This is a genomic window from Microbacterium sp. C7(2022) (assembly GCF_028823665.1).
In the GTDB taxonomy this organism is placed as follows: Bacteria; Actinomycetota; Actinomycetes; order Actinomycetales; family Microbacteriaceae; genus Microbacterium.
Genome location: NZ_JAPEHV010000005.1, coordinates 37,467 through 63,917 on the forward strand (window position 1 = coordinate 37,467; position 26,451 = coordinate 63,917).

At 66.7% G+C, this 26,451-nt stretch carries 22 protein-coding genes; 17 read left to right on the top strand and 5 right to left on the bottom strand.

Features of this window, described 5'->3' with window-relative positions:
* The first annotated feature begins 59 nt into the window (after nucleotides 1-59).
* Complete coding sequence (locus tag ON062_RS08535; protein ID WP_274646715.1) at nucleotides 60-1,556, top strand: MFS transporter; 1,497 nt, start codon at nucleotides 60-62, stop codon at nucleotides 1,554-1,556.
* A 16-nt stretch (nucleotides 1,557-1,572) separates the two neighbouring features.
* Here ON062_RS08535 and ON062_RS08540 read toward each other — a convergent pair whose 3' ends face one another.
* A complete protein-coding gene (locus ON062_RS08540) occupies nucleotides 1,573-2,769 on the bottom strand; it encodes an AraC family transcriptional regulator (protein ID WP_274646716.1) in 1,197 nt (398 codons plus the stop codon).
* Nucleotides 2,770-2,925: 156 nt separating this feature from the next.
* Between ON062_RS08540 and ON062_RS08545 the strand changes: the two genes are divergently transcribed.
* From ON062_RS08545 to ON062_RS08565, 5 genes are read left to right on the top strand one after another with little or no spacing between them, the layout of a single operon-like run.
* Nucleotides 2,926-5,166, top strand: coding sequence for a glycoside hydrolase family 2 protein (locus tag ON062_RS08545; RefSeq protein ID WP_274646717.1), 2,241 nt, complete (start codon nucleotides 2,926-2,928; stop codon nucleotides 5,164-5,166).
* A gap of 5 nt (nucleotides 5,167-5,171) precedes the next feature.
* On the top strand, nucleotides 5,172-6,554 hold the full coding sequence (gene uxaC, locus ON062_RS08550; protein WP_274646718.1) for a glucuronate isomerase: 1,383 nt from the start codon (nucleotides 5,172-5,174) through the stop codon (nucleotides 6,552-6,554).
* Nucleotides 6,551-7,948, top strand: coding sequence for a mannitol dehydrogenase family protein (locus ON062_RS08555; protein WP_274646719.1), 1,398 nt, complete (start codon nucleotides 6,551-6,553; stop codon nucleotides 7,946-7,948). Before uxaC ends, ON062_RS08555 begins: the two co-directional genes overlap by 4 nt.
* Nucleotides 7,949-7,987: 39 nt before the next feature.
* Nucleotides 7,988-9,226, top strand: a complete 1,239-nt coding sequence (gene manD, locus ON062_RS08560) for a D-mannonate dehydratase ManD (RefSeq protein ID WP_274646720.1) — start codon at nucleotides 7,988-7,990, stop codon at nucleotides 9,224-9,226.
* A gap of 51 nt (nucleotides 9,227-9,277) precedes the next feature.
* On the top strand, nucleotides 9,278-9,808 hold the full coding sequence (locus ON062_RS08565; protein ID WP_274646721.1) for a gluconokinase: 531 nt from the start codon (nucleotides 9,278-9,280) through the stop codon (nucleotides 9,806-9,808).
* Here ON062_RS08565 and ON062_RS08570 read toward each other — a convergent pair.
* Nucleotides 9,789-10,400, bottom strand: a complete 612-nt coding sequence (locus ON062_RS08570) for a TetR/AcrR family transcriptional regulator (RefSeq protein ID WP_274646722.1) — start codon at nucleotides 10,398-10,400, stop codon at nucleotides 9,789-9,791. The two genes, ON062_RS08565 and ON062_RS08570, sit on opposite strands and share 20 nt — an antisense overlap.
* A 79-nt stretch (nucleotides 10,401-10,479) precedes the next feature.
* Between ON062_RS08570 and ON062_RS08575 the strand changes: the two genes are divergently transcribed.
* From ON062_RS08575 to ON062_RS08590, 4 genes are all read left to right on the top strand, one after another.
* Nucleotides 10,480-11,643 carry an ABC transporter permease gene (locus ON062_RS08575; RefSeq protein ID WP_274646723.1) on the top strand — a complete coding sequence of 388 codons (1,164 nt, stop codon included), beginning with the start codon at nucleotides 10,480-10,482 and terminating at the stop codon, nucleotides 11,641-11,643.
* 86 nt (nucleotides 11,644-11,729) lie between these two features.
* Nucleotides 11,730-12,761, top strand: coding sequence for an FUSC family protein (locus tag ON062_RS08580; RefSeq protein WP_274646724.1), 1,032 nt, complete (start codon nucleotides 11,730-11,732; stop codon nucleotides 12,759-12,761).
* Nucleotides 12,758-14,197, top strand: a complete 1,440-nt coding sequence (locus ON062_RS08585) for a DUF2809 domain-containing protein (protein WP_274646725.1) — start codon at nucleotides 12,758-12,760, stop codon at nucleotides 14,195-14,197. The genes ON062_RS08580 and ON062_RS08585 overlap by 4 nt, the downstream gene beginning before the upstream one ends.
* A gap of 8 nt (nucleotides 14,198-14,205) precedes the next feature.
* Nucleotides 14,206-15,207, top strand: coding sequence for an aldo/keto reductase (locus ON062_RS08590; RefSeq protein WP_274646726.1), 1,002 nt, complete (start codon nucleotides 14,206-14,208; stop codon nucleotides 15,205-15,207).
* 57 nt (nucleotides 15,208-15,264) lie between these two features.
* On the opposite strand, the gene ON062_RS08595 is transcribed toward ON062_RS08590, so the two are convergent.
* Together ON062_RS08595 and ON062_RS08600 are read right to left on the bottom strand one after the other, a co-directional pair.
* Nucleotides 15,265-16,617 (bottom strand): DUF222 domain-containing protein, encoded by a 1,353-nt coding sequence (locus ON062_RS08595; RefSeq protein ID WP_274646727.1) that lies wholly within the window; start codon nucleotides 16,615-16,617, stop codon nucleotides 15,265-15,267.
* Between the two features lie 63 nt (nucleotides 16,618-16,680).
* Nucleotides 16,681-17,274, bottom strand: a complete 594-nt coding sequence (locus tag ON062_RS08600; protein WP_274646728.1) for a GNAT family N-acetyltransferase — start codon at nucleotides 17,272-17,274, stop codon at nucleotides 16,681-16,683.
* A 463-nt stretch (nucleotides 17,275-17,737) separates the two neighbouring features.
* Here ON062_RS08600 and ON062_RS08605 point away from each other — a divergent pair, with 463 nt between their 5' ends.
* From ON062_RS08605 to ON062_RS08615, 3 genes are all read left to right on the top strand, one after another.
* The gene (locus tag ON062_RS08605) at nucleotides 17,738-20,464 is read left to right on the top strand and encodes a hypothetical protein (RefSeq protein ID WP_274646729.1); all 2,727 of its coding nucleotides are present in this window, start codon (nucleotides 17,738-17,740) and stop codon (nucleotides 20,462-20,464) included.
* A 40-nt stretch (nucleotides 20,465-20,504) separates the two neighbouring features.
* The gene (locus ON062_RS08610) at nucleotides 20,505-21,944 is read left to right on the top strand and encodes a SpaH/EbpB family LPXTG-anchored major pilin (RefSeq protein WP_274646730.1); all 1,440 of its coding nucleotides are present in this window, start codon (nucleotides 20,505-20,507) and stop codon (nucleotides 21,942-21,944) included.
* Between the two features lie 163 nt (nucleotides 21,945-22,107).
* Nucleotides 22,108-23,073, top strand: a complete 966-nt coding sequence (locus ON062_RS08615; RefSeq protein ID WP_308209622.1) for a class C sortase — start codon at nucleotides 22,108-22,110, stop codon at nucleotides 23,071-23,073.
* Here the strand turns inward: ON062_RS08615 and ON062_RS08620 are convergent.
* Entirely contained in the window at nucleotides 23,055-23,462 is a 408-nt protein-coding gene (locus ON062_RS08620; protein ID WP_274646731.1) for a DUF1294 domain-containing protein, read from the bottom strand. The genes ON062_RS08615 and ON062_RS08620 overlap by 19 nt on opposite strands.
* 44 nt (nucleotides 23,463-23,506) lie before the next feature.
* On the opposite strand from ON062_RS08620, the gene ON062_RS08625 reads away from it, so the two are divergent.
* The 4 genes from ON062_RS08625 to ON062_RS08640 are packed head-to-tail and all read left to right on the top strand — an operon-like array spanning nucleotide 23,507 to nucleotide 26,425.
* Nucleotides 23,507-23,806, top strand: coding sequence for a DUF1905 domain-containing protein (locus tag ON062_RS08625; protein ID WP_274646732.1), 300 nt, complete (start codon nucleotides 23,507-23,509; stop codon nucleotides 23,804-23,806).
* A complete protein-coding gene (locus ON062_RS08630) occupies nucleotides 23,803-24,048 on the top strand; it encodes a hypothetical protein (protein ID WP_274646733.1) in 246 nt (81 codons plus the stop codon). The genes ON062_RS08625 and ON062_RS08630 overlap by 4 nt, the downstream gene beginning before the upstream one ends.
* A complete protein-coding gene (locus ON062_RS08635) occupies nucleotides 24,039-25,586 on the top strand; it encodes a hypothetical protein (RefSeq protein WP_274646734.1) in 1,548 nt (515 codons plus the stop codon). Before ON062_RS08630 ends, ON062_RS08635 begins: the two co-directional genes overlap by 10 nt.
* Nucleotides 25,583-26,425 carry an A24 family peptidase gene (locus ON062_RS08640; protein ID WP_274646735.1) on the top strand — a complete coding sequence of 281 codons (843 nt, stop codon included), beginning with the start codon at nucleotides 25,583-25,585 and terminating at the stop codon, nucleotides 26,423-26,425. The genes ON062_RS08635 and ON062_RS08640 overlap by 4 nt, the downstream gene beginning before the upstream one ends.
* Nucleotides 26,426-26,451: the final 26 nt, after the last annotated feature.

Genomic DNA, 26,451 nt, shown 5'->3' on the forward strand with positions numbered 1-26,451 from the left:
GGACGGTGGATCGATTTCCGTCGTCGGCCGTGAGAAAATCCCGAAGGAGTGTGAACGCGATGGCGCGTAACCCGAAGCTGACAGCCAGCGAAGTCGACGGCGTGGCGTACCGACGCGCCCGCACCTGGGAGATCGCGTTCTCCCAGTTGAACAACGGCTCAGCCATGATTTTCTACGTGCTTGTCGGTTTGATGAGCTATCTGCAGAACGCCGGCTACGGCATCGCCGTGGCGGTTGCCGGCATCATCCTCACGGTCACCCGAGTGTTTGACGGGGTGATCGATCCGCTGCTGGCACTGGTGATCGAGAAGGTGCGGTTCGGCTTCGGAAAGCTCCGCTTCTTCATGCTGACGGGCTGGGTGATTCGTTCACTCGCCATCCTCATGCTGTTCGTGTGGGGCTCCGACGCGGGTCTCGGAGCGGTGTTCTTCATCGCCGTGTACCTGGTGTACATCGTCGGATCCTCGATGAACGACATCGCCGGCCAGATGTCGGGTCCGGTTCTCACCAACGATCCGCGTCAACGACCCACGGTGCAAGTCTGGGCGACGGTGTACTCGTACCTCATTCCCTCGATATTCACGATCATCTCGACGGTGGTCTTCCTGCCCCGGCACGGAAACGAGTTCACGGTGGCGATGCTCAGCGAGACGGCGATGACCTACGTCGCCTGCTCACTGGTGTTCCAAATCCTTGCGTGCATCGGTGTCGCTCGAGTGGACAAGCCCGAGAGCTTCGCGCACACGTCGGTCACGCGCGAGAAGGCCGCAGTCACGGTGCGCGACATGTGGAACGTGCTCGCCCACAACGGTTCGTTCCAGCGCTACCTCATCAGCGGTGCGTCCGACAAGCTGGCGCAATCGGTGCGTTCGCAGGCTGTCATCGGCACCCTGATGTGGGGCATTCTGCTCGGCAACATGCAGCTCGGTACGGTGCTGAGCCTCATCGCGATTCTGCCGGGCATCGTCTTTGCGATCTTTGGCGCGCGTTTCACCGGCAAGCGTGGTTCCAAGGCGGCGACGGTGACATGGACGTGGATCTGCCTGATCCTCGCCGCCGTACTCGCCGTGTTCTGCCTCGTCGTCGACATGCGTTCGGTTCTCGGCAGTCTGCCGCTCGCCATCGGTTTCTTCCTTGTGTACCTGTTGCTCAATGGCGCATCCATGGTCGTCACGGTGGCATCGGGTGCCATGCGGGCCGACATCATCGACTATGAACTCGACCGGTCGGGCAAGTTCCTGCCCGCGACGGTGACGGCGACCTACAACATCGTGGATCAGATCATCTCGTCCCTCGGCTCAACGCTGGCGCTGGGCGCGGTCGCGCTGATTGGGTTCAGCGTGGTGATGCCTCAGCCCACTGACAGCCCGACACCCGAGATTCTCTTCATGACGATGCTGCTCTTCTTCGGGTTGCCGATCCTTGGATGGATTTGCACGCTCATCGCGATGCGCGGTTACAAGCTCGACCGCCTCGAAATGGTCGAAGTGCAAAAGCGCGTCGCCGGTCGCAAGGCCGAGCTGCAGGCGGAGACCCCCGCCGAAGCGACCGTCTGACGATCGAGCGGCCTCGTCATCTCGCGTGGAGATCGCGGTACGCGGTGGGCGTCATGCCGTACTCGGCGCGGAACACCTTGACGAAGTAGTTCGCGTCGTCGTAGCCGACGAACATCGCGATATCGCGCACGCTTTGTGAGGTCGTGGCCAGAAGGCGCGCGGCACGTTCGGCGCGACGCTGGGCGACATAGCCTGCCACCGTCGTGCCGGTCGCTTCTTTGAAGCGACGCGCGAGGGTCGAGGTCGACACTCCGAGACTCTCGGCGAGTTCGGCCGTGGAGGGGTGGTGGCTCAGGTGCAGATCGATTTCGTCGGTGACTCGACGCACGAGTGACGGGTAGCCGCGTTGGCGGTGGCGCCTCACCGCCTCGCAGAAGTCAGTGACCATCTGCGAGATGAAGCCGAGGGTGCGGCGCGGGTCGGAGGTATGGCCCACCCGGTGCAGGCGCTGGGCGTACTCCTGCGAGATCGCGTCGATCGTCACCGGGGGAACGCTGCCGCGCTGCGCCGCGACACGCGCCATGATGCGGAGGATCGTCGCGCCAAGAAAGGGCGTGTTGAGATACCCGGTGATGCGCGGCATCCCTGATAGTCCCTGCAACGCGGCCAGTGCCCGGTCGGTGGCTCCCTCGGCCACCGCGTCCATGAAGTCCTGTTCGTACCGGTAGCGCTCCTCGATCACGGCGAACGACCCGGATTGCGGGAGGTCGCCGTGACCGGGTGCGATCGTGCCGCCCTCGGCTTTGACATGCTGCAGTGCGCCGAGCGCGTCGTCGTGGCCTGCGGCTCGCAGTACCGCCGTGGCACTGCGGTGCACGTACTCGGCGTCCACGATGGCGTACCGGGTGCGGTAGAGCTTGTACAGCGACAAGTAGGCGGTCGGAATGGCGAGCCTGCTCATCACCTCTTCGGCGGTTCCCGGATACATCTGCGCGTGCGTGTAGGGGCCGATGAGGAGAAGTTGGTCGTCCCAACGCACGACGGCCACCGCCATGCCGAGTGGCTCTTCGATCTCGTGCACCACGTGCGCGGGCATCCCGTCGATGAACCCGCGCAAGGCGGCTGCCGTGAAGGCAGGTTGAATCTGCGGGTCGAGGCAGTGCGCGTCTTCGAACGCTGCCAACGTGGCGGCGACGTCGGTGGTGACCGTCACCGGCGAGCTCAGCACCTGACGGAGCGCCTCGACGATGGGGGCGAGGGTTTCGGTGGGCATTCTCGGGTCCGAGTTCGACATTGATGCAGAAACAGTGCTGTTCGTGCGTTACCAGTTCTATCATCCGTGCGATCGAGCCCCTAGCGTGAGATGAGCCCGGCATCCGCGCCGAGCGCCGGCATCCCGCCGAACATTGTGCGCCGAAGGAGACCACACATGTCGCAGCCCGCCCCCGCTTCTCTCCGTCGAATCGCGCCGATTCTCGACGACTGGGCATTCGCGCTCGAGGCTCTGCCTGAGGCGAGCTGGGACGACGTGCAGGTGGCCGGTTCGACCGTCACGGTGCCGCACACGTGGAACGCCGCGGACGGTCAGACGGGTGGCGGCTATCACCGTGGTCGGGCGACCTACGCGCGGCGAATCATTGCCGACGCGGATGCGGCTGAGACCTGGATTGAGTTCGCCGGTGTGAACTCGTCGGCCGAGGTGTTCGTCGACGGTCAGTTGCTCGCGCGCCACGATGGCGGGTACTCAACGTTCCGCGTTGACCTCACCGCACATCTCATCGCGGGGGAGGCCACCCTCGTGGTCGTCGTCGACAACGCTTCGAACGAGACGGTGTATCCGCAGCAGGCCGACTTCACGTTCTACGGCGGTATCTACCGCGACGTGCAGCAGATCAGCGTGGCATCCACCCACTTCGCGCTCGACGATCACGGCGGGCCCGGGATCACGGCGACGCCGACGCTCACCGACGACAGCGCGACTGTTGCGCTGAGCGCGAGCGTCGTCGGCTCGGCGGCCGCGGCATCCGTGAGATTCATCATCGATGGTGAGGGGACGATCACTGTTCCCGTCACCGAGGGTGAGGCCTCGTCTGAACTGACCATCGCGCAGGTGCGTCGCTGGCACGGTCTGCGCGACCCGCACCTGTACATCGCGCGGGCCGAGCTTCTAGACGGCGAGACGGTTGTCGACGTGGTCGAGGTGAGGTTCGGATGCCGCGAATTCGCCGTCGACCCGCAGCGCGGCTTCCTGCTCAACGGCGAGGAGTACCCTCTGCGGGGAGTCTCACGCCACCAGGACTTCGCCGGTGTCGGCAACGCGATCACCGAGGAGATGAAGCAGACAGATCTCGCCCTGATTCGTGAGATCGGTGCCACCACCGTGCGCCTTGCGCACTACCAGCACGATCAGCGATTCTTCGACCTATGCGACGAGGTCGGACTCGTCGTGTGGGCCGAGATCCCGCAGATCACGGTGTTTCTGCCGGGTGCAGTCGACAACGCCCGCGACCAGCTCGAAGAGCTCATCATCCAGAACCGTCACCACGCGAGCATTGTGTGCTGGGGGCTGTCGAACGAGATCACGCTCGCCGGCGCAGGCGACGACGTCGTAGCCGCTCACCGCGAGCTCAACGACCTCGCCCACGAGCTCGACCCCACGCGCCTCACCGCGATGGCGCACCTGTTCCTGCTCGAGACCGACCACACGCTGGTCACTCTGCCCGATGTCTCGTCGTACAACTTGTACTTCGGCTGGTACGTGGGCGAGGCGGCCGACAACGACGGGTGGCTCGACGACTTCCACGCGACCTACCCCGAGATCGCGATCGGCCTGTCGGAGTACGGCGCCGACGCGAACCCGCAGTTCCAATCGGCAGAGCCCGCGAAGGGCGACTACACCGAGAGCTACCAGGCCCTGTACCACGAGCACATGGTCGAGATGATCGAGGCGAGGCCGTGGTTGTGGGCTACCCACGTGTGGAACCTGGCCGACTTCGGTTCGGCCGGGCGCGACGAGGGCGGCGTCGCGGGGCGCAACCAGAAGGGGCTCGTCTCGTTCGACCGGTCACTCAAGAAGGACGCCTTCTACGTCTACAAGGCGGCGTGGGCGACCGAGCCGTTCGTGCACGTGGCCGGGCGCCGTCGCGCCGAACGGGCCGAAGAGGTGACCGAGGTTGTGGTGTACTCCAACCAGTCCGAGGTGGCGCTGAGCGTCGACGGTGTCGAGGTAGGCAATGTCGCGGGCGCGCGCGCCTTCCGGTTCAACGTGCCGCTGGCCGGCGAGCACGAGATCACGGCTCGCGCGGGAGAGGTGGCCGACACGATCGTCCTGCGCAAGGTCGACGAGGTCCCCGCGGCATCCATCATACCGACCACGACGATCTCGAACTGGTTCGACGAGGCGCCGCTGCCCGCGCCCGACGGCTTCTTCTCGATCCAGGACTCGCTGGGCGACATCAAACAGTCCGACGAAGGCGCTCGCGTGATCGCCTCGGTGCTCGAGGCCGTTTCGACCAGTCGCGGCGAGGTCGGTCGCGGTGTCGAGATTCCGCCCGCGATGCAGGCGATCGTCGACCGGATGAGTGTCGAAAAGCTCATCGCGCAGGCCGGGGGAGTGTCGACCGAACAGGTCGCGGCGCTCAACGCGCAACTCAACCTCATCGCGAAGTGAGCGCCGTGGACTTCCGACTTTTCCCCGCCGACGAGCGCGTTCGAGGTCTCGCTGCGGAACTCCATGCCGAGGTCGCCGAGGCGCCGATTCTCTCGCCCCATGGTCATGTGGACCCTCGGATGCTGGCCGACGACGTTCCGTTCAGTGACCCTGCCGAGCTCTTCCTCACCCGTGATCACTACGTCACGCGCCTGCTCCACGCGAGCGGGGTTCCGCTGGCAGACCTGGGTCTTGATCGCGACCATCCCGTCGACCCGCGCGAGGCGTGGCGCATCCTGGCGGCGCACTGGCATCGCTTCGCCGGAACGGCCAGTGGGTATTGGTTGACGGACGAGCTGGCGACGCTCTTCGGCGTCGACGAAGAGCTTTCGCCGGAGACCGCCGATCGTATCTACTCGCGTGTTTCCGTGGCGTTGGCGGAGCCGGGGTTTCGTCCGCGCGCCCTGTTCGACCGCTTCCGCATCGAGGTCCTGGCTACGACGGACGACCCGCTCGATGACCTGGCACCGCATGCGGCGCTGGCCGCCGACCCGACATTTCGCGGTCGCGTGCTCCCGACGTTCCGGCCGGACGCATACACCGACCCCGACGCGCCGGGGTTCGCCGAACGCGTGGGGCGCCTGCTCGGGGCGACCGGCAGTCCGGCGACATTCGCGGGGTACCTCGACGCGTTGCAAGCTCGCCGACACTACTTCATCGCTCATGGTGCCGTGTCGGCCGATCATGGCGTGATCGAGGCGCTTACGACGGATCTGGATCCCGCGGTTGCCGAGGAACTCTTCCGCGATGCGATCGCCGGAACACTGGATGCCGCGGGCAGCCGCGTCTTCCGTGGCCACATGCTGTTCCAGATGGCGCGCATGAGCGTTGCGGACGGGTTGGTCATGACCGTCCACCCCGGGGTGCACCGCAACCACCATCGAGCGACATTCGAGCGCTTCGGGCCCGATACGGGCCACGACATTCCCGTGCGCACCGAGTACACCGAGAACCTGCGCCCGTTGCTGAATGCCTTCGGAACCGAGCCGGGCTTCCACCTGGTTCTTTTTGCGGTGGACGAGACGGTGTACTCGCGCGAGGTTGCGCCGCTTGCCGGGTTCTATCCGAGCGTCTACATCGGGGCTCCGTGGTGGTTCCTCGATGCTCCCGATGCGATCCAGCGATGGCGCTCGGCGATCACTGAAACTGCTGGCTTCTATCGGTCGAGTGGCTTCATCGACGACACCCGGGCATTCCTGTCCATCCCCGCCCGACACGATGCGGCCCGGCGATCGGATGCGGCGTTCCTCGCACGATTGGTCTCAGAGGGGCGCGTCAGTCTTCCCACCGCGCGACGGGTCATCCGCGATCTCGTCGATGCGATCCCGCGAGAGGTTTTCAGACTGTGACACCCACGCGACTCACCCGTGACGCGCTCGCCCTCCGCTCCGGCGAGGTGGCGGCTGCCCCTGCGCCCGTGCGGATCATCCACTTGGGTCTCGGTCACTTCTTCCGTGCGCACCAGGCCTGGTACACGCATCGCGCTGCCGATGCGGCCGAGTGGGGCATCGCCGCCTTCGCGGGCCGCAGTAGTGCGGGCATCGACGCGCTGAACGCACAGGACGGTCTGTTCACGCTGGTCGAGCGCGGCCCCGAGGGTGATCGGCTCGACGTGATCGGCAGTGTGGTCGAAGCAGTCGCGGCGAGCGACATGGCGCGGCTCGAAGCACTCGCGCGCGACCCGCAGGTTGCCGTCATCACGCTCACGGTGACCGAGAGTGGCTACCGACTGACGAGTGCAGGACTCCCGGATTTCGACGACACGGACGTGCGTGACGACCTCGAGGCGCTCCGTGGCTCCCAGCCTGCTCCGGCGACGATTCTCGGTCGCCTTGTCACGGCGCTTCGTGCGCGTCGTGAGGCGGATGCCGGACCGATCGCCATCGTTCCATGCGACAACATTCCCCGAAACGGCGAGCTGGTCGCCCGCGGCGTCATCGCGTTCGCCGAACGTGTCGACCCGGGTCTTGCCGAGTGGATCGCGGCGAACGTGTCTTTCGTGAGCACGTCTGTTGATCGCATCACGCCGCACGCCGATGACGCCGCGGCGATCGCCGCGCAATCAGGCTGGATCGACGACCTGGCAGTGATCACCGAGCCGTTCTCGGACTGGGTGCTGGCGGGAGACTTCCCCGCGGGACGACCGCAATGGGAGAGCGCCGGTGCCCGGTTCGTCGACGACATCGAGCCCTGGGAGAACCGAAAGCTCTGGTTGCTCAACGGAGCGCACAGCCTGCTGACCTTCGCCGGGATGCCGCGCGGCTTCGGCACCGTTGCGGACGCCATTGGCGACCCCACGTGCCGCGAGCTCGTCGATGCGTTTTGGCGCGAGGCGGTCGCCGGTCTTCCCGACGGCACCGAGCACGTGCAGTATCGCGAGCAGCTCATCGAGCGCTTCGCCAACCCTCGCATCGTTCATCGTCTCGCCCAGATTGCCGGCGAAGCGACGACCAAGGTGGAGTTCCGCTTCGCGGCGGTAGCCGAGCGTTCGGTCGCCGCAGGTCGCGACGCATCCGCGAGTGCGCTGGCGATCGCGACGTGGATCGCATGGTTGCGGACGGACCCGGGTGCGGTCGATGCGCGCGCGGACGCGGTCACGGCGGCCGTGGCATCCGACGATTCTGTCGCCGCGCTCATCGAACTCGTTTCGCCGACCCTCGCGGACGTGCCCTGGTTCGTCGAGGATGTCCGCAGCCTCGTCGCGTCCGGCGCCACCGAGATGACTGTCGCTCGAGCCAACTGAGCCCGACACGTTTGTTCCATCGTTTCAAGGAGACTCACCATGATCATCGAAAAGGCTGAGGTCATCGTCACCAGCCCTGACCGCAACTTCGTCACGTTGAAGCTGACGACCGACGAGGGCCACACCGGTCTGGGCGATGCGACGCTGAACGGGCGTGAGCTCGCCGTGGTGGCGTATCTGACCGAGCACGTGGTGCCGCTGTTGATCGGCTCGGATGCCTCGAAGATCGAGGACACCTGGCAGTTCCTGTACCGGTCGGCGTACTGGCGTCGCGGCCCGGTCACGATGGCGGCGAGCGCCGCGGTCGATATGGCGTTGTGGGACATCAAGGGCAAGGCGGCCGGGATGCCGGTCTACCAGCTCCTCGGCGGAGCCTCGCGCACCGGTCTTCTCGCCTACGGTCACGCGTCCGGGAAGGAATTGCCGGAGCTGTTCGACAGCGTGCGTTCGCACCTGGAGCAGGGGTACAAGGCGATCCGTATCCAGACCGGTGTTCCCGGGCTGAAAGCGATCTACGGCATCGCGTCGCAGTCGTCCGACACCGGTGGTGGTGAGGCCCGGTACGACCACGAGCCGGCGCGTCGTGGTGCGAAGCCGGTGCAGGAGGACTGGGACACCCGGTCCTACATGCGCCACCTGCCGACGGTGTTCGAGGCGGTCCGTCACGAGTTCGGTCCCGAGATTCCGCTGCTGCACGACGGTCACCACCGGATGACGCCGATCCAGGCCGCGAAACTCGGCAAGTCGCTGGAGCCGTACGACCTGTTCTGGCTCGAGGACTGCACCCCGGCGGAGAACCAGGAAGCGCTGCGTCTGGTGCGTCAGCACACGACGACTCCGCTTGCGATTGGTGAGATTTTCAACACGGCGTGGGATTTCAAGGACATCATCCGTGACCAGTTGATCGACTACGTCCGCGGTGCGGTTACGCACATGGGTGGCATCTCCCCGCTCAAGAAGACCCTCGACTACGCGGCGATGTACCAGATCAAGTCGGGCATGCACGGACCCACCGACATCTCACCGGTCGGCATGGCCGCCGCGATGCACCTGGGTCTTGCCATCCACAACTTCGGCATCCAGGAGTACATGAAGCACGGGCAGAAGACCGACCAGGTCTTCGAGCAGTCCTTCACCTGGTCAGACGGCCTGCTGCACCCCGGTGACAAGCCCGGACTCGGTGTCGAGCTCAACGTTGACGAGGCAGGGAAGTACCCGTACGAGCGGGCCTACCTGCCCTACAACCGCCTCGCCGATGGCACGGTACATGACTGGTGAGCGGACATGACTGGTGAAGGGGGCGCCCGGTGAGCGGGCATGATGGGTGACATGCCCTCAGATGCCGCGCGGTCGATCGCCGCGGTCGTGATGGGCGTGGCGGGGGCCGGTAAATCGACCCTCGCCGCCGCCCTGGCCGAACGTCTCGGGGCGACCCTCGTCGAGGCTGACGATCTGCACTCGCCCGAGGCGAAGGCGCAGATGACCGCGGGAGTCCCGCTGGCCGACGATGATCGCTGGCCGTGGTTGGCCCGCGTCGCCGAGCGCGTGCGCGACGAGCACCGCGCGGGGCGCGACGTCGTCGTATCGTGCTCAGCGCTGCGTCGGTCATACCGCGAGGCGCTCGCCCGAGACAGCGGCGTCGACCTCGTGTTCGTGCACGTGCACGGCAGTGAAGACGAACTCGCCGCGCGCATCGGTCAGCGCACCGGGCATTTCATGCCGGCGACGATGCTCGCTTCGCAGTTGGCGACGCTCGAGCCCCTGGCTGCCGATGAGAACGGCATCCTGATCCCGCTCGCGCTGCCCTTGGAGGACGCCGCGGCCACCGCCGCGCGTGAGGTCAGGCGCCTGTTCCGCTGACGTGTCCGCCGGGCAACACCAGCCCGACGGCGGCGAGGAAGGCGTCCTCGTCGAAGGAGTCGAACAGCGTTGACTGGACGACGAACCCGGGAAGGATGCTGAGGATCACCGGCGTCGCCGCGCGCGCCCATTCTTCGGGCGGCAGGGGAGCGCCCTCCCCGGTGCTCCGAGCCCACTGCGTCAATGCATCGCAGATAGTCTGGCGCACGCGCCCGATCACCGACTGAGCGAGAGCGCGAAGTTCGGCGTCCACCGTCGCCTCGCCCCACACCTGCAGCAGCACCTGTAAGGGCGCCTCGCTGCGCAGCCCCGTGGTGATCACCCTCACGATCTCGGCGGGGGAGAGCGCGTGGTCCCCTTCCACCGTCGCGATCTCGGCGATACGCGCACCCATCACGCGCTCGGCGACGGCGAACAGCAGGTGTTGCTTGCTGGGGTAGTAGCCGTAGATCGCGCCCGCCGACAGGCCCGACTCCGCGATGATGTCGGCCATCGACGTGCCTTGATAGCCCGTGCGCGCGAAGCACCGCAACGCAGCATCCGTGATCTGCACGCGACGTTCGTTGCGCCGCGACTCGCTGATTTTCGGCATCCACCCCTCCGTCTTGACAACATTAGCGGCCCGACTCACAATAAAGAACGATCATTCGTTTTATATGTGAGGTTCTGTCATGAGCACTCCGCACTCGTCCGACGTCACCCCCTGGGGGCGTCTGCCGATCATTGCGATCGCCATCTCTTTCATCGTCGGCATGGTCCTTCTCGCCTTCTCGTGGCCGGCGGTCACGGCCGAGCCGCACGACCTTCCGATCGGGGTTGTCGGTACCTCCGACCAGATCGAACAGGTGACCGACGCCATCGACGAGCAGTCAGGCGGGGCCATCGCGCTCGCCGAGTATGAGGATCGGGATGCCGCTGTCGACGCCATCGAGCAGCGAGAGGTGTACGGCGCCATCGTGCTCCCGGGCGAGCCGACCGCGGCACCCGAGGTGCTCACCGCGTCGGCGGCTAGCACCGCTGTCGCCCAGATGCTCGACGGCATCGCTACGGCGCAGCAACAGCAGATCGATGCGCAGATCCACGCCACGATCGAGGAGAACCTCGCGACGATGCAGGAGAACGTCGCGCAGCAGATTCAGGCGATCATCCAGGCCGTCATGGCCGGCCAGATGCCCGAGGTTCCCTCCGAGGGCGCGGAGCCGATCAGCATCCCGACCGTGACCGTCGAGGTCACCGACGTCGTTCCGCTCGCCGATAGCGACCCGCGTGGCGCGGGACTGTCGGCGGCGATGTTCCCCATGGTGATCGGCGGGATCATCGGTGGTGTCGCCCTGACTCTGCTCGTGAAGCCTGGTGGCCTGCGCCGTGTCGTCGGCGTCGTGATCTACGCGCCGATCGCGGGGCTTGTGCTCGCGGGCATCCTGCAGGGCATGTATGGAGCGTTGCAGGGTTCGTACCTGCTGAACGCTTCGGCGATCGCGCTCGCTATCGCCGCGATCTCGAGCACCATCACCGGGCTCGCCGGCCTCATCGGGCCTGCCGGCGTGGGGCTCGGCGCGGCGTTCATGATGCTGATCGCGAACCCGTTGTCGGCCGCGGCGGTGCCCGTCGAGTTCATCGCGGCGCCGTGGGGTGCGTTCGGTCAGTGGTTGCCGCCGGGGGCTGCTGCCACGCTGTTGCGGAACCTGTCGTACTTCCCCAACGCAGACTCCTCATTCCCCTGGCTGTTGCTCGGGTGCTGGGCTCTTGCGGGTCTCGCTCTCACGCTCGTGGACGTTCCGGGGCGCCGGCTCGCCCGCGGAGAGAGTGCGGCCGAGCATCCGCTCACCGTCTGATCTTGCGCGCGGGTGCACAGTGTCGCGCCGCGGGCATATCGCCAGCAGAGCAAGGGGTAGCGGGCGCTGTTTGAAAGAATGGGCGGGTGACGACCGGGCCGATGAAACGCGTGGGGCGTGGAGTCGTGCACGTCGGTCCTCACGCCGGGGCGCATTGGGTGGCGCTGCGCGCTGCGCTGTCGCTCGCGGTGCCGTTGCTGGTGCTGTGGGCGATCGGGCGACTCGACCTCAGCATGTACGCGGCGTTCGGCGCATTCGCTGCGCTGTATGGCCGATTCGACGCATACGGCGACCGGCTACGCATGCAACTCGCGGCAGGGGCGACGATGCTCGCGTCGATGCTGGTCGGTACCTCGCTCTCGGTGCTCGACGCGCCGGCATGGGTGCGCGTCATCGGGGTGGCGGTGGTCGCCGCTGTGGTGTCGCTCATCGCTGCGGCCTGGCGGTGGCATCCACCCGGCGCCCTCTTCGCGGTGTTCGCCGCGGGAGCGAGCGCCACCATTCCCGCGACCGTGCACTCGTTCGTGGACGTCCTGGTCGTCGGCGGAGCCTCCGCGCTTTTCGCGGTGCTGATGACGATCGCGATTGCGGCGTTTCGCGGGGGACTGCGCGGTACGTCACCGCGCCGTCTCGCGATGGACCGAGAGGCGTTCGAGATCGCGCCCACGGTCGGTATCGGCGCACTGCTCGCCGGACTCACGGCGCTCGCGCTGATTGGTGACCACTGGTACTGGGCGATGGTCGCCGCCGTCGCGGCGCTCGGCGGCGCGCACGTCACGGCGCGTCTCGTGCGCGGTGCGCAGCGACTGGTCGGCACGCTCGCCGGTGTTCTCCTCGCGGCGGGGTTGCTTGCCCTCGATCTGCCTCCGCTCGCGACGATCGCCGTGGCGGTGGCATGTCAGGCCGGAGCCGAACTGTTCATCGGTCGCAACTACGGCATCGCGATGGTCTTCGTCACGCCGCTCGCGTTGCTGATGGTGGCGCTCGCCGTGCCGAGCGATCCCTCGGTCTTGCTCATCGATCGGGTTCTCGACACCGTCGTCGGAGTCGCGATCGGTACGCTGGTGGCCTTGCTGTCTGCGGCACTTCGTCGACCGCACCGAGGGGAGAAGTCATGACCGAGACCACGCCGGTCACGCCCTCGCCGACGCCCGCCTCGGCCTCGCCCGCCTCGGCCTCGCCCATCCCAGCCACGCACACCACCCGGCGCCGCATCACCGCGCTCATCGGTGTCGCGGTCACTGTCGCCGCCGGTCTCGTCGTGCACGGCGTCCTCCCCGACAACGCCCTCACCGACATCGCTGGCGACGCCCTGTACGCGGTCGCCATCTACCTCGGGATCGTCGCGATCCTCCCGCGCGTGCTGCCGGTGGTCATCGCGGGGATCGCCGCCGGGTGGTGCGTGGCGGTCGAGCTCTTCCAACTCACCGAAATCCCGGTCGCTCTCGCCCAACAGTTCCCGCCGTCCGTTCTTGTGTTCGGTACCGTCTTCGATCTGCGGGATCTGATCGTCTACGTCGTCGCGTGTGCCGCGCTGCTCGTCGTCGACTCCCTCGTGAAGCCCGCGTGGGGCGGATCGGCGGTCGCGGCATCCGAGCCCATCACCGAGGCAGAAGCAGTGACGGATGCCGCACCCGCACGTCCTGCACGCTCCACGCGCCCTGTGCGCGCGTGGCTCATCGCGGGCGGCGCGGTGCTCGTCGCGCTCGTCATCGGATTCGTGTGGTGGTTCGCTCGGCCGACGGCGCCCGAAGAATCTGCTGCCCCCGTCGTGTGGACGACACCCACCCCGACCGTGACGCCGACACCCACGCCGACTCCGACCCCCACACCGACCGGTTACCCGGCCAACACGGCGTCCTACGACGTGACCGCGCTGCCACAGGTCAACGTGTTCGCCGTGATCAGCGCGCTGCCGGTCGACGACGAACCCACGGCCGAGTTCACGGGGGAGACCGCGGTAGCACTCGGGGTCGGGGCGCCGGTGTTCGCAGACCCCGAGGGCGAACCCGTCGCCTACGTGCCGCGCGAGTTCGCGTACGACGGCACCACGCTGCCCGTCGTCGAGAAGCAGGAAAACTGGGTGAAGGTGCTCTTCACCGGGCGCCACGCGAAACCGTCGACGGGCGATCCGTCGCAGGTAAGCGGCTGGTTGCGAATGAACGACGTCGAGCTCGCCCCCAACGAGACGGTCGTGAAGGTCGACATCTCAGACCGCACCATCGACATCGTGAGCGATGGTGAGAGCGAGCGTGTCGCGACCGACTTCGGCTGGGGAACCGACAACACACCCACGCCGCTCGGGCGCACCTTCATCATGACCACGCGCGTCGTCGAAGAGTTCTGGTACACGCGTGGGCACCCGATCGTCTACCTCGCCGTGCAGTCACCGACGCTCGACGGCTTCGGCGGCGCGGACGTTGCGATCACCGCATTTCACTACCATGACCAGCGTTCGGGCTCGATCTCGAACGGCTGTATCCGCCTCGACGGTGAGGCGATCGACCGACTGGCAGAGTTGCCCGAGGGCACCCCGGTCATCATTCAGGAGTAGGACACACCATGCAGCAACGACCGCTCGCCCGCACTGGCCGCTCGATCTCGGCCATTGGCCTCGGCACCTGGCAACTGGGCGCCGACTGGGGTGCCGTGAGTGAAGAGGATGCCACCGCGGTCCTTCACGCGTCCGCCGAGGCAGGAGTCACCCTCTTCGATACGGCTGACGTCTACGGCGATGGCCGCAGCGAGTCGATCATCGGTGCGTTCCGTGCGTCGCACCCCGAGATCACGGTTGCGACCAAGATGGGTCGACGGATGCCGCAAGAGCCGGCGAACTACGTGCCCGAGAACTTCCGCGCGTGGACCGCGCGCTCGCGGGCCAACCTGAAGGTCGACACACTTGACCTCGTGCAGTTGCACTGCCCTCCCAGTGCGGTGATCGACGACGACGCGACCTACGACGCGCTCGACGCGCTCGTGGCGGAGGGCGCGATCGCCGCGTACGGTGTTTCGGTCGAAACCTGCGCGCAGGCGCTGGCGGCGATCGCGCGCCCGAACGTGAGCAATGTGCAGATCATCTTCAATCCGTTCCGGTTGAAGCCGCTTGACGAGGTGTTGCCGGCGGCGGATGCCGCGGGGGTGGCGATCTTCGCACGCGTGCCGTTGGCGTCGGGTCTGCTGTCGGGCAAGTACACCGCTTCGACCACGTTCGCCGAGAATGACCACCGCACGTACAACCGGCACGGTGAGGCGTTCGATCGTGGTGAGACGTTCTCGGGCGTGGACTACGAAGAGGGTCTGGCTGCGGCATCCGAATTGGCGGCTGCGGTGCCCGAGGGAGTGTCACTGCCGGCGGCGACGCTCGCATGGATTGCCTCGCGCCCGGGCGTGACGAGCGTGATTCCCGGTGCGCGCAACGTGCGTCAGGCAGAGTCAAATGCTGCGGCAGGAAAGCTGCTCGATTCGGGCTCGGTCGATGGCGGCTTCGATCTCGACGCGTTCGACGCCGTGATCCACGACGTCTACGACCGGCGCCTGCGCGAGGCCATTCACCCGCAGTGGTGATGCGTTCGCGGTGACGCCGACCCGGCTTCACCCACGCACGCCGACGCGCGCGACGCCCTACGCCGCGGGGACGTAGTCGAATCGCCGACGCCCGCCGGGCCGTGGGGTTCGCTGTGGGTCGACGTCCGGTGGCGGGATGAGCCACACGCGACTCGCCGCGCCCGTCCCCTCGACGGTGATCTGCCACCCGTTGTCGTGCACGCGATGATGACACGTCTCGCACAGCAGAACACCGTTGGATATGTCGGTCGCACCGCCATGGGACCAATATCGGATGTGGTGCACCTTCGTCATGTTTGGAGGGAGCCCGCAGTTGACGCACCCGCCGTCGCGCTCCACGAGAAAGAGCTTCTGGGCCTTCGTGAACAGCCGCTTGCGCCGCCCCCAGTCGAGGATCTCCGAGTCGGCGCCCAGCACGCACGGGATGACGTCGCCCCCGGCCGCGAGCCTGCGGGCGGCGCCGATGCTGATCGGTTGCTCCATCCCGTCGACGGTGGCGAATCCGGTCTCGCTCTTCAGGTCCTCGAGTGACACGCGCACCACGAGCGTTGCGCCGCCGAGCGGCATGTCGGTGTGATCGCATCCGAGGACGTGGCGCGCGAGCGTCGCGAGGGCGTCGGCTTGGCGCTGGGGGAGTGTGCGCAGATCCTCTGCGGCTCCCTCTCGTTCCGCGTCGCGGCCGGCGTTGAACTCCGCGGTCACGATCATTTCGATCGCCGCCTTCAGCGGGGCGCCCGTCTCAGCATCCATCGATGCGGCGAGATGCAGCTTGCCGTCTCGTTCCCAAATGCGCGCGGTGCGATCGCTGCGGGCTTCGGCTTCGCGGCGCGCAACATCGTCAGGGTCCAAGAACGCCTGCGCACGCAACAGCACCTTCGCGAGCTGGTCTGCGCTGAGGCCGACCGCTTGTTCGGTGAGTTGCTTCTCGGCATTGTCGATGAGTTGCTTGTCGATGCTGATGCTCAGTCGGTCAAGCATGGTGATGATGGCGGATGCCGCGCTGGCGCCGATCTGTCCGCCCTGCAACGCGCGCGCGACGTGAGGGTGCCGCGCAGGGGCTGGTTCGCCGCCGAATCGTGGGCGCGTCTGCGTGGCTTCGCCCACCTTGATGAGCTTGTTGGCGTCGCTCGTGCTCATCCCGTTGATGGCGGCGACCAGCTGTGTGGGGGAGCGGAAGCCCTCCCGCTTGGCAAGGCTTTCTGAGCCAAGGTCAGCGCTCGACGCGCGGGCGATCTCGGCGGCAACTTCGCACTGCACCGCATCAACTGCACGTCGGATCGCAGCGAGAGATCGGTTCAACTCGATCAGGTTCTCGCCGTGCCCCGTGCTACCGAGATCGCTGCCTTCATGTCGCGACCACTGCTCGCGCACCGCGTCGACGGCGGTGAGGAGGTGGTCGAGTGACTGCATGTATTTATAGTATCTTTGTTCGAAACTGAAAGCAAGAGCAGACGCAAAATATAGTAAAAAAAACTAAAGTGCAAGGTCGCGACGCATGACCACGCGGCGCTTGGTCGGGTGGCTGACCTCGGTGAATCCCGCAGCGGCGAACGGCCCGACGGGGCCGACGTTGAGCTCGTCCCAGATCACTTCGCGTCCACCGGTCACCATGGGGTAGCCCTCGATCGCTGCGGCGCCGCGTGAGCGGGCGAAGTCGACGGCGGCGGCGACCATCGGGTACGTGTAACCGCGACCGCGGTACCCCTTCCGAACGACGAGGCACGCGATGGCCCACACGGATTCGTCGTCTTTGTCTTCGAGGCGCCCTTTCCAGGGGACCGGCGAGCCACGCAGGCGTCCGAAGGTGGCGCGTCGGTCCACGGCGCACCACGCCACGGGCTCGTCCTCGCTGAATCCCACGATGCCGGTCGTCGATGTGGCGCGCGGGTCGTCGCATCCGCTCTCCGTGCGAAAGAGATCCTCACGTTCGGTCACCGGCATGTACCACCAGTCGCGATCGCCGAGTCTCTGGCGCTCGCATTGGCATTTCGCGGCCGGTCCGGTCAGCACGGACTGGAGGTCATCCCACGTGACCTCGTTCGCCGGAACAATGCGCAGCCGCTCCATACACGCACCCTACTCGGGGGCACTGACACTGCACGCGGGCTGCACTGAGCAAGGTCAGGCTCTGCATTCGATGCGTCGCTGAATCAATGTTGGATGCACGTGTGCATCGCGCTGGAGGGTGAAGCGTGGGCGCGGTAAACGCCGAAGTAGCAACGGTGAGAGCGATCTCACGCATTGAGCAGAATGCACGACGGTATCGTGTGCGGGCCGCTCGACGATGCGCAGATGTTTCGACTCTCGATGCATTCATGTGCACATTGTTCAGTTTCTGGGAGTTTCCTGGGCAAATCTGTAAACGAACGTTCTGGCTGGCTTTCAGATTGCGAAGAGCGCTAGCGTCGGCTCCGTCGTCGTGACGTGATCACCCGAAGATCGGTCGCGGCGATTCATCGAGTCGCAGGAGCACACCCCGCGGTGTGCTGCTCTCCCTGCGACTCGCTCAATGTCATGCCCGGGGGGAGTCATGAGAAGTATTCGTCGTGCCTGCGCGCCACGCGCTTGGGCGGCACTCGTCGTTGCCACGGGGCTCACCCTGGGTCTCGCCGTGCCGGCCACCGCAGCGCCGCGCCTTGCAGCAGCTCCGGCACCGAGCGCCACGCCGGCACCGTCCGCTGAAGTCACCGAGCCGACACCGTCGACCACCGCAACGCCAACGCCCACGGTCACCGCAACACCGTCGGCAACGGCAACGCCGAGCGTCACGGCCACCCCAGCCCCGCCTGCAGCCTCCCGTTCGACCCCGAGCACCGCGCCCGAGACCGAAACCCAGGCGAAGACCGAAACCCAGGCGAAGACCGAAACCCAGACCAAGACCGAAACCCAGGCCCAGATCCTGGCCGCCAACCTCGGCTGGGGCCCGGTCTGCCAGCCCGGGTACGTCTACTCGATCTCCTCTACCGGTTCGGTCCGCGAGGTGACCTCGAGTGGCATCGTCGACAAGGGTGCGTGGAGCGGCGGCTCGGCCTTCACGATCGACTCGGCGAATGGCCTGGCGATCGGTGCCAACGGCAGCGTGGTGTACGCCTACGAGCGCGAGAGCGGCACCGTCGGGACGACCACCTACACCAGCAGCGACGCGCGGATTCTTCGCTACACACCGGCGACCGGTGTGTGGGAGAGCGTGGGTGGGGTCTTCGACACCAACCTGCGCGGCTCGCTCGTGACGGGCGCGGTCGACCTGGCGACGGGCCGTTACCTCTTCGGCGGCTACGAGTTCGCCAATCGCAACGGCAGCAGCGAACTGCGGCTTCGCCTGTACCAGTACAACCCGACGACGAACACGACGTCGAGTCTCGGTCACATCTGGACCGGCATCACCAGCGACAACGGCGCCAACGGAGACATGGCTTTCGACGCCGCAGGCAACCTGTACGTCGTCCGCTCCAGCTTCCCGAACGCCAGTGGCGTGGCGAACGTCAACATCTACACCGTCAGCGCCGCTGCCCTCGCGGCAGCGAGCGGCGGGGCCATCGCCGCCACTCCCACCGAGACCCTCAGCCTCACCATCGCCACGGCCGTGAACGGTGTCGCCTTCGACGGTGACGGCACGATCTACCTCGGGACGGGCGGTGCGATCTACCGCTACAACCCTTCGACGTGGACCCGCATCTCGACCACCACGACGTCGATCACGAGCAGCACTGACCTTGCCGGATGCAACTCGCCTGCCACTCTCGCGCTGCGAAAGAACGTGGTCGGCCGGGTGGCGGCATCCGATCAATTCACCCTGCAGATCCGCAGCGAGTCGACACTCGTCGCACAGAACACCACGACGGGAACGGCGACGGGCGTGCAGTCGGCGCAGGTCGGCCCGGTGCCGGCTGTCGCGGGGCAGACGTACGCGATCTCTGAGGTGGCCGCGGGCGGCGCCACCCTGTCGAACTACGCCAGCAGCTACGTCTGCGTGAGCGGTTCGACCACGCTCGCCAGCGGTTCGACGAGCAATGGCTCGGTGACCATCCCGAACGCCGTTGCAGGTCAGCCCGGGGCGGCGGTGGTCTGCACGATCACCAACGCTCCGCTGATCACTCCGGTCACCGTAACCAAGACTGTGCAGGACGTCGACGGTGCGAACGCACAGCCAGGCCAGGGATGGAGCGTCACGGCCGCCACCCAGGCGACCACGGGCACGGTGACATCGACCCCCGCGCAGGCGACACAGACGACGGATGCCACGGGCACGGCCCGCTGGAGTCTGAGGCACTCCGCCACGACCGCGCGAGCCACGGTCACCGTCTCAGAGACACAGCAGACCGGGTTCCAGTTCGTCAGCGGGCAGTGCGTGGTCACGAGCCTGAACGGCACCACGCGCACCGTGACGCTGCCGAACGAAGCCGGAGCAGCCGTGACGGGTGTCGCGCCCGGCGAGAAGGTGGACTGCGCGATCGTGAACAAGGTCGCGCCGACGACGCTGACGCTGGTCAAGCAGGTGTCGTTCGGTGATGCCGCGCCGACGGCGTGGACGCTCACCGCGACCGGTCCGAGCAGCGCGGCGGCGGGCCCGAACGGTGCCACCGGCACCGAACAGGCCACAGCCCGCGTGACGCCCGGCGTCGCGTACGCCCTCACCGAATCCGGCGGACAGGCCACCTACGTGCAGGACGGCGCATGGGTGTGCCGCACCGCGACCGGCAGCACCGTGAGTGTGCAGCAGGGTGCCGTGACGCTCGCTCAGGGAACCGATGTCACGTGCGTCGTCACCAACGCGACCGCGTCGATCACGCTCCTCAAGCACGTCGTTGACGGATCAGACCTCGACCCGGCCGACTGGAACATCACCGCGACGCCCGCGGCGGGGGTGGCGCTGGCGTCACCAACCGCGGCCGGTGCCGAGGCGGCATCCGACCAGAACACCTTCGAGGTGCGCCCCGGCCACACGTACACCCTGACCGAGGCACTCGCCGAGGACACCGGCACGATCGCGTACCGCCAACTCGCGCTGCAGCGCCTTGACGGCACCGAGTGGGTCGACGTCTCGTCGGCCGAGGTGTCCCTCGCCGCGGGCGAACAAGCGACGTACCGGTTCGTCAACGACAGCATTCCGCCCGTTGTGCTCCCGCTCACCGGCGGGACGGCGTCGGATGCGTTCCTCATCGCGGGCGGAGCACTCCTGCTCGCAGCCCTCGCCGCGGCTGTCGGTGCGCGGGTGATCCCCGCGGTGCGCCGGCGTGCGGCATCCGACACCCACTGACCCCCTGAACACCCACCACACCAACAGAAGAAGGAAGAACATGAGCATCAAGAGCTGGTTCGGCAAGGCGGCCTCGGTCGCACTCGCCGCATCCGTGGGCTTCGGCGCCGCGCTCGCTGTCGCGGCGCCCGCCTCGGCCGTCGACGGGCCCAACATCGACCCCGACACGACCGGATCGATCACGATCCAGAAGTTCGAGCGGCCGCTCGGCGACCTGGCCGAGACCAACGGTCAGCCTGCCGACACGTCGGGCCTCACGCCGCTGGCGGGGGTCACGTTCACGATCACCCCGGTGAACGTCGACCTGCTGACCAACGCCGGATGGGAAGAAGCGCAGGCGCTCACCGCGGCGCTGGCCGCAGACCCGGCCGCGATCCCCGCGAACCTCGGCACGGCGACGACGCTCAGCGCAACCAGCGCGACCGGCATCACCCTCGCGGCAGACCTGCCGGTGGGCCTGTACCTGATCCGCGAGGTCGACGCGCCGGCGACGGTGGCGACGAAGTCTGCGCCGTTCCTGGTGTCGATTCCGCTGCCGACCACCAACACCGAGGGTGAGACGACGTGGCTCACCGACGTGCACGTCTACCCGAAGAACGCCGTCTCGGCGGTCGAGAAGACCGTGGATGACTCGACGGCCTTCGCGCTCGGCGACATCGTCACCTGGACGATCGACGCCACCATCCCCGCGTTCGGTGCGGGCGAGACGATCGAGGCCTACAGCATCGTCGACGACCTCGACGATCGTCTGGCGTACGTCGCCCCGGCGACGGTTGCGGTGACGGATGCCGCGGGCAACCCCGTCGCGCTCACCGCCGGTACCGACTACACCGTCTCGACCACCGACCCCGTCACCGTCGAGTTCACCGAGTCGGGTCGCACCGCGCTGCTCGGCGCCGCGGGCGGAACGGTCACGGTCACGATCGACACCGAGGTGACCGAGGTCCGCGACGGCGTCATCACCAACACCGCGTTCGCGAACGTGAACGACAGCACCATCGAGTCGAACGAGGTGCAGACGACGTGGGCGAAGGTCAAGATCTTCAAGCACGACGCCGCCGACGACACGCTCGGCCTCGAAGGTGCCGTGTTCGAGGTGTTCACCGCCGAGACCGGTGGCGAGGCGCTCGAATTCACCATCGATGGCGCGACCGTCACCCAGTTCACCACAGACGCCAACGGTGAGGTCGTCATCCCCGGTCTCAAGGCCGGCGAGACGTACTGGCTCGAAGAGGTTGTTGCGCCCGACCGTTACTTCGGTCTCGACAGCCGCGTCAAGGTCGTCGTGAACGACACCACCCACGTCGGTCAAGAAGTTGCCGTCGACATCGCGAACACGCAGATCCCCGACTGGGCGCTTCCGCTCACCGGAGGTAACGGCACGCTGACCTTCGGCATCGCCGGTGGAGCGCTCGTGCTGATCGCCGCGGGTGCCGCGGTGCTGATCGCACGTCGCAAGGCCACCCCGGCCACGGTCTGATCAGACCCGCCAGGGCGCACGCCCCGCACTCCCCAGTCCCCGCGGGTGCGTGCAGCAGACCGGGGAGGCTTCCCGTGCCTCCCCGGTCTGCACTTCATTGAATGGATGCCGCGCCCGCGGCATCCGACTCCTCCATCCCTCACGACTTCAGACAGGAGCCCACGTGAGCGTCATCGCTGAATCGCCGCAGACGCGCCGTGACGCGCGCGTTCGCGCGGTCGTGCCTGGCCACAGGGGATGGCGTCTGCCGGTGCTGCCGCTGATTCTCGCGGTGGTGGCGCTGGTTGGGGTTGCGGTGCTGATGTATCCGCAGATCGCGGGGTGGTTCTCGCAGTACGCGCAGTCGCGGGTGATCGAGGAGTACTCCGTCGGGTTGTCTGATGATCAGGTGCTGGCGGACGAGATCGCGGCGGCGCGCGCGTATAACGCAGGTCTTGTGGGCGGCGATGCCGCGGTGGCTGCGGGGGAGCGGGTGGTGCAGTCTGTGTCGGGCGCGGCATCCGATGACGATGTGTACGACTCTCTGCTGAATGCCGACGGTCACGGAGTGATGGCGCGGATCAAGATCCCGTCGATTGGTGTCGACCTGCCGATTCTGCACGGCACGAGTGATGACGTGCTCGAGAAGGCGATCGGGCACCTCGAGGGCACGGCGCTGCCGGTGGGTGGGGTCGACACGCACTCGGTGCTGACCGGGCACCGGGGGCTCGCGTCGGCCGAGCTGTTCACGAACCTCGACAAGGTCGCCGAGGGCGATACGTTCACGATCGAGGTGTTCGGCGAGGTCTTGACGTACCGCGTGGTGCGGACGCTCGTGGTCGCGCCCGACGAAACCGAGACGCTGTACCCCGAGCGCGGGCGCGACCTGGTGACGCTCGTGACGTGCACGCCGCTCGGAATCAACTCGCACCGCATTCTCGTGACCGCCGAGCGCATCACGCCGACGCCGATCGAAGATGTACAGGCGGCGGGGGCGGTGCCGGATGTCCCCGGATTCCCGTGGTGGGCGCTCGTGCTGGGCGGCGCCGTGGTGGTGGCGGGAGTGTACGTGTGGGTGTCGGGGCGGCCGGGGGTTGTTGTCGCGCCGACGTCAGCGACCGCCGCCGGCGATCAGCGCGAGGCGACGTAGGCGACCACGCCGCCGACGACGAGCACATTGATCACGACCGTGCTCCAGAACGCGCGGCGGAACGAGCGCTTGCGCGTCTTGTGACGGAAGAGTTGCTGCGCGACGAGAGCGCCCGGCCAGCCGCCGATGAGGCCGACAGTGAGCAAGGTCTGCTCTGAGATGCGCCGCGCCTGGCGGCGTGCGGCGGACTTGTCGATGCCGTAGGCCGCGAAGCCCATCACGCTGAGCGCGCCGTACGCGGCCGGCACCCACCAGGCGAGCGGCACTCCGAAGAACGCGATCGCGAGCGCTGCGGCGAAGCCGATCAGCACGGTCCAGCTGAGCGCGGAGGGTAGCGGGCGCGACATGTCGCGCTCGGGGCGCGCGGGAGCGGATTTCGGCGTAGGCACGGCGTCGATGCTACAAGTCGCGGGCGGGGAGTACCCTCGCTCGCGTGATCATCGAGTTCGACAGCGAGGTATTTCGGTGGGATGCCCGTGATGACGCATCCTGGTACTTCACCTCGGTTCCACCCGAGTTGAGCGAAGAGATCCGCGAGATTCCGCGCCCACATCGCGGCTTCGGGTCGGTGCGCGTGCAGGCGATCGTGGGCGGCTCGCAGTGGCGCACGTCGATCTTCCCCGACTCGAAGATGGGCGCCTACGTGCTGCCGCTCAAGAAGGCGGTGCGCTCCGCTGAGGGCCTCGAAGACGGCGGCCCGGTGCGCGTGCGCCTCGAGGTTTTGGACGGGTGAGGGGCGGGGGCGACTTCAAGTACAAGACATCCGCGTCGGCGGTCGATGTGACATCGACCGCCGGGTGGGCGACGCTGTCGACGGGTGTCGAAGGAACGCTGACCGGGGACGTTCCGTTTGCGGAAGCGACGACCGATCGCGTGACCTACGGGCTCGCCATCACCCGGGACGAGCAAACAGTGCCGATCGCTGGCGGCGCGACGGCACAATCGAAAATTGAAGGGTCAGCAACATGCTGGTGAGAATCAACAACCAGTTCTCGCGTGACGACACCCAACGGGGCTCGACACTGGTTGTCGTTCTGATCGTCATGCTCGTGCTCAGCATTGCGGGTCTGACCCTCGCCGCGATCGTCACCAGCACCACCGGCATGCTTGTGAGCAACCGCAGTACGGCCGAGTCCCGCGCCGCAGCGGATGCTGGACTCGCCGAGGGCGTCGCGCAGGCGCGGCGCACCGGCGACTTCTGCTCACTGAGTTTGAGCTCGGCCTCGGCGCCTTCTTACACGGTGACGAGCTCGTGTGCAGACAACAAAGTGACGTTCGTCTCCACTGGCACAGGCAAGAGCGCTGGCCAGACTAAGACGCAAGCCGTGTACAACTACACGGTTCCGGCGGTCACGGGCGAAGGCGCGGAGCTCGTCTTCTTCAATGCGGGCACCGATTCCGTCGAGTTCACGAACCACGTCGTGCATGAGTCCTCAGGCCTTGCTACGGTGCTTTTCCCTAGTGGGGGAGCGTTCGAGTGCAAGACCACCGTCCCCGCAAACGTCTACACGGCAGGGTCGATGCTCGGGCAATCGGGGTGCACCATTAACGGCAGCTTGTTCGCGGGGGGTGCGAATCCCGTGAACACAGACAAAGCGGTGTACCTCAATAACAGCGATCAGGTTCTGGGTAATGTCGTTGCAGTGGGCAACGTGCTACTCGGCAACTCACCGGCCAAGATCGGCGGAACTCTCACCGTGCCCAAGACGGCCAAGGTCATCACGCGCTGGAGCGACACGCTCACAACGCCGACCTCGGTCGACGCTTCGATCAATGGCGGCAAGACAAACGGGATTGTCTGGTCAGACTCTCTGGGGAAGCCGACGTTCGATCCCTGGTTTGACTACAACTTCAAGGCGTCTGACTGGCCCGGCTACGACATCGTTACATTGACAGCAACGTCGACCCCCTACAACTGCACCAACTTCAAAGGGAGCGCCACGACGTTTTGGAACACCTACATCACCGGGCTCAGTAAGAACACAGTGGTGGATGCCACTGTGTGCACCGGAGGGTGGGACACGGCTCTGGGCGCTGACTCGACGGCGTCAATTGGCGTAAACGTCGCATTCATTGGGACGCACTTCACACTGGGTAACTTCACGCTGAAGCCCAAGACCGGAACGACGCCGAAGGCCTGGTTCATCGTCCCGGACAAGGTCGCTGACAACAAGCCGACGTGTCCGTCCGCCACGAGCGGCGGAGGTGGCAACGGAAACGGCAACGGCAACGGCAACGGTGGGGGCGGGAGCTCGTCAACCGATGGCTGGATCGAGACCGATGCATCGGTAAACGTGACCGTGACCTCCATGATGTACACGCCGTGCATCATCCAGATCGGCAACGGCGGCACGTGGACGGGGTCGATGTACTCCGGCTCGCTCAACGACGGCGGCACGATCACTATCAAGACAGTGCCGATCGGCTGGCCCGGTCAATGGGGATCCAGCGGATCCGGTAGCACAGGCACCCCCACCCTCGGCTCACTTGTCTCGCAGCGGGACGTCCCGTGACGGGCGTCAGCCCGGCGGTGCTGGCGTTCGTCCTCGTGTTCGCGGGGCTGTTCGGCCTCGTCATCGGCTCATTCCTCAACGTGGTCATTTACCGCGTCCCGGCAGGCATCCCGCTCACCCGTGAGAGCCGCTGCCCGCACTGCGACGAACCCGTACGCCCCGTCGAGAACATCCCGGTGGTCTCGTGGCTCGTTCTCCGCGGCCGCTGCGCAGGCTGCAAAGCCCCCATCTCGGCGCGCTACCCCATCGTCGAACTCGCCACGGCGCTCGCCTTCGTCGGCATCACCTGGTACTTCGTCGCCACCGCGACGCTCGACTCGACCGGCGCCGTCTGGTCACTCGTGCTCACCGTCGCAGCGTTCCTCTACTTGGCATCCATCTCGATCGCCCTCACGCTCATCGACCTCGACACGCACAGACTGCCCAACGCCATCGTGCTGCCCGCGTACGCGGTCGGCGCGGTGCTGCTGGTCGCGGCATCCGTCCTCGTCGGCGACCTTGACGCACTCGTACGTGCCGCCATCGGCATGGCCGCGCTCTACGCGTTCTACTTCATCCTGCGCTTCGTCCGCCCCGATGGAATGGGCGGCGGCGACGTCAAGCTGGCCGGAGTCCTCGGCCTCTACCTCGGCTGGCTCGGCTGGGGGGCGCTCGTCGTCGGTGCGTTCGGCGCATTCTTGCTCGGCGGAATCTTCGGCATCGGCCTGCTCATCACCAGGCGCGCCGGTCGCAAGACCGCCATCCCGTTCGGGCCGTGGATGATCCTCGGAGCCTGGGTGGGTGTTTTCGGCGGAGAGTCGCTCTCTCGCTGGTATCTCGGACTATTCATCACCGCGTGATCGGCAACACGATGCACGTGAAACTG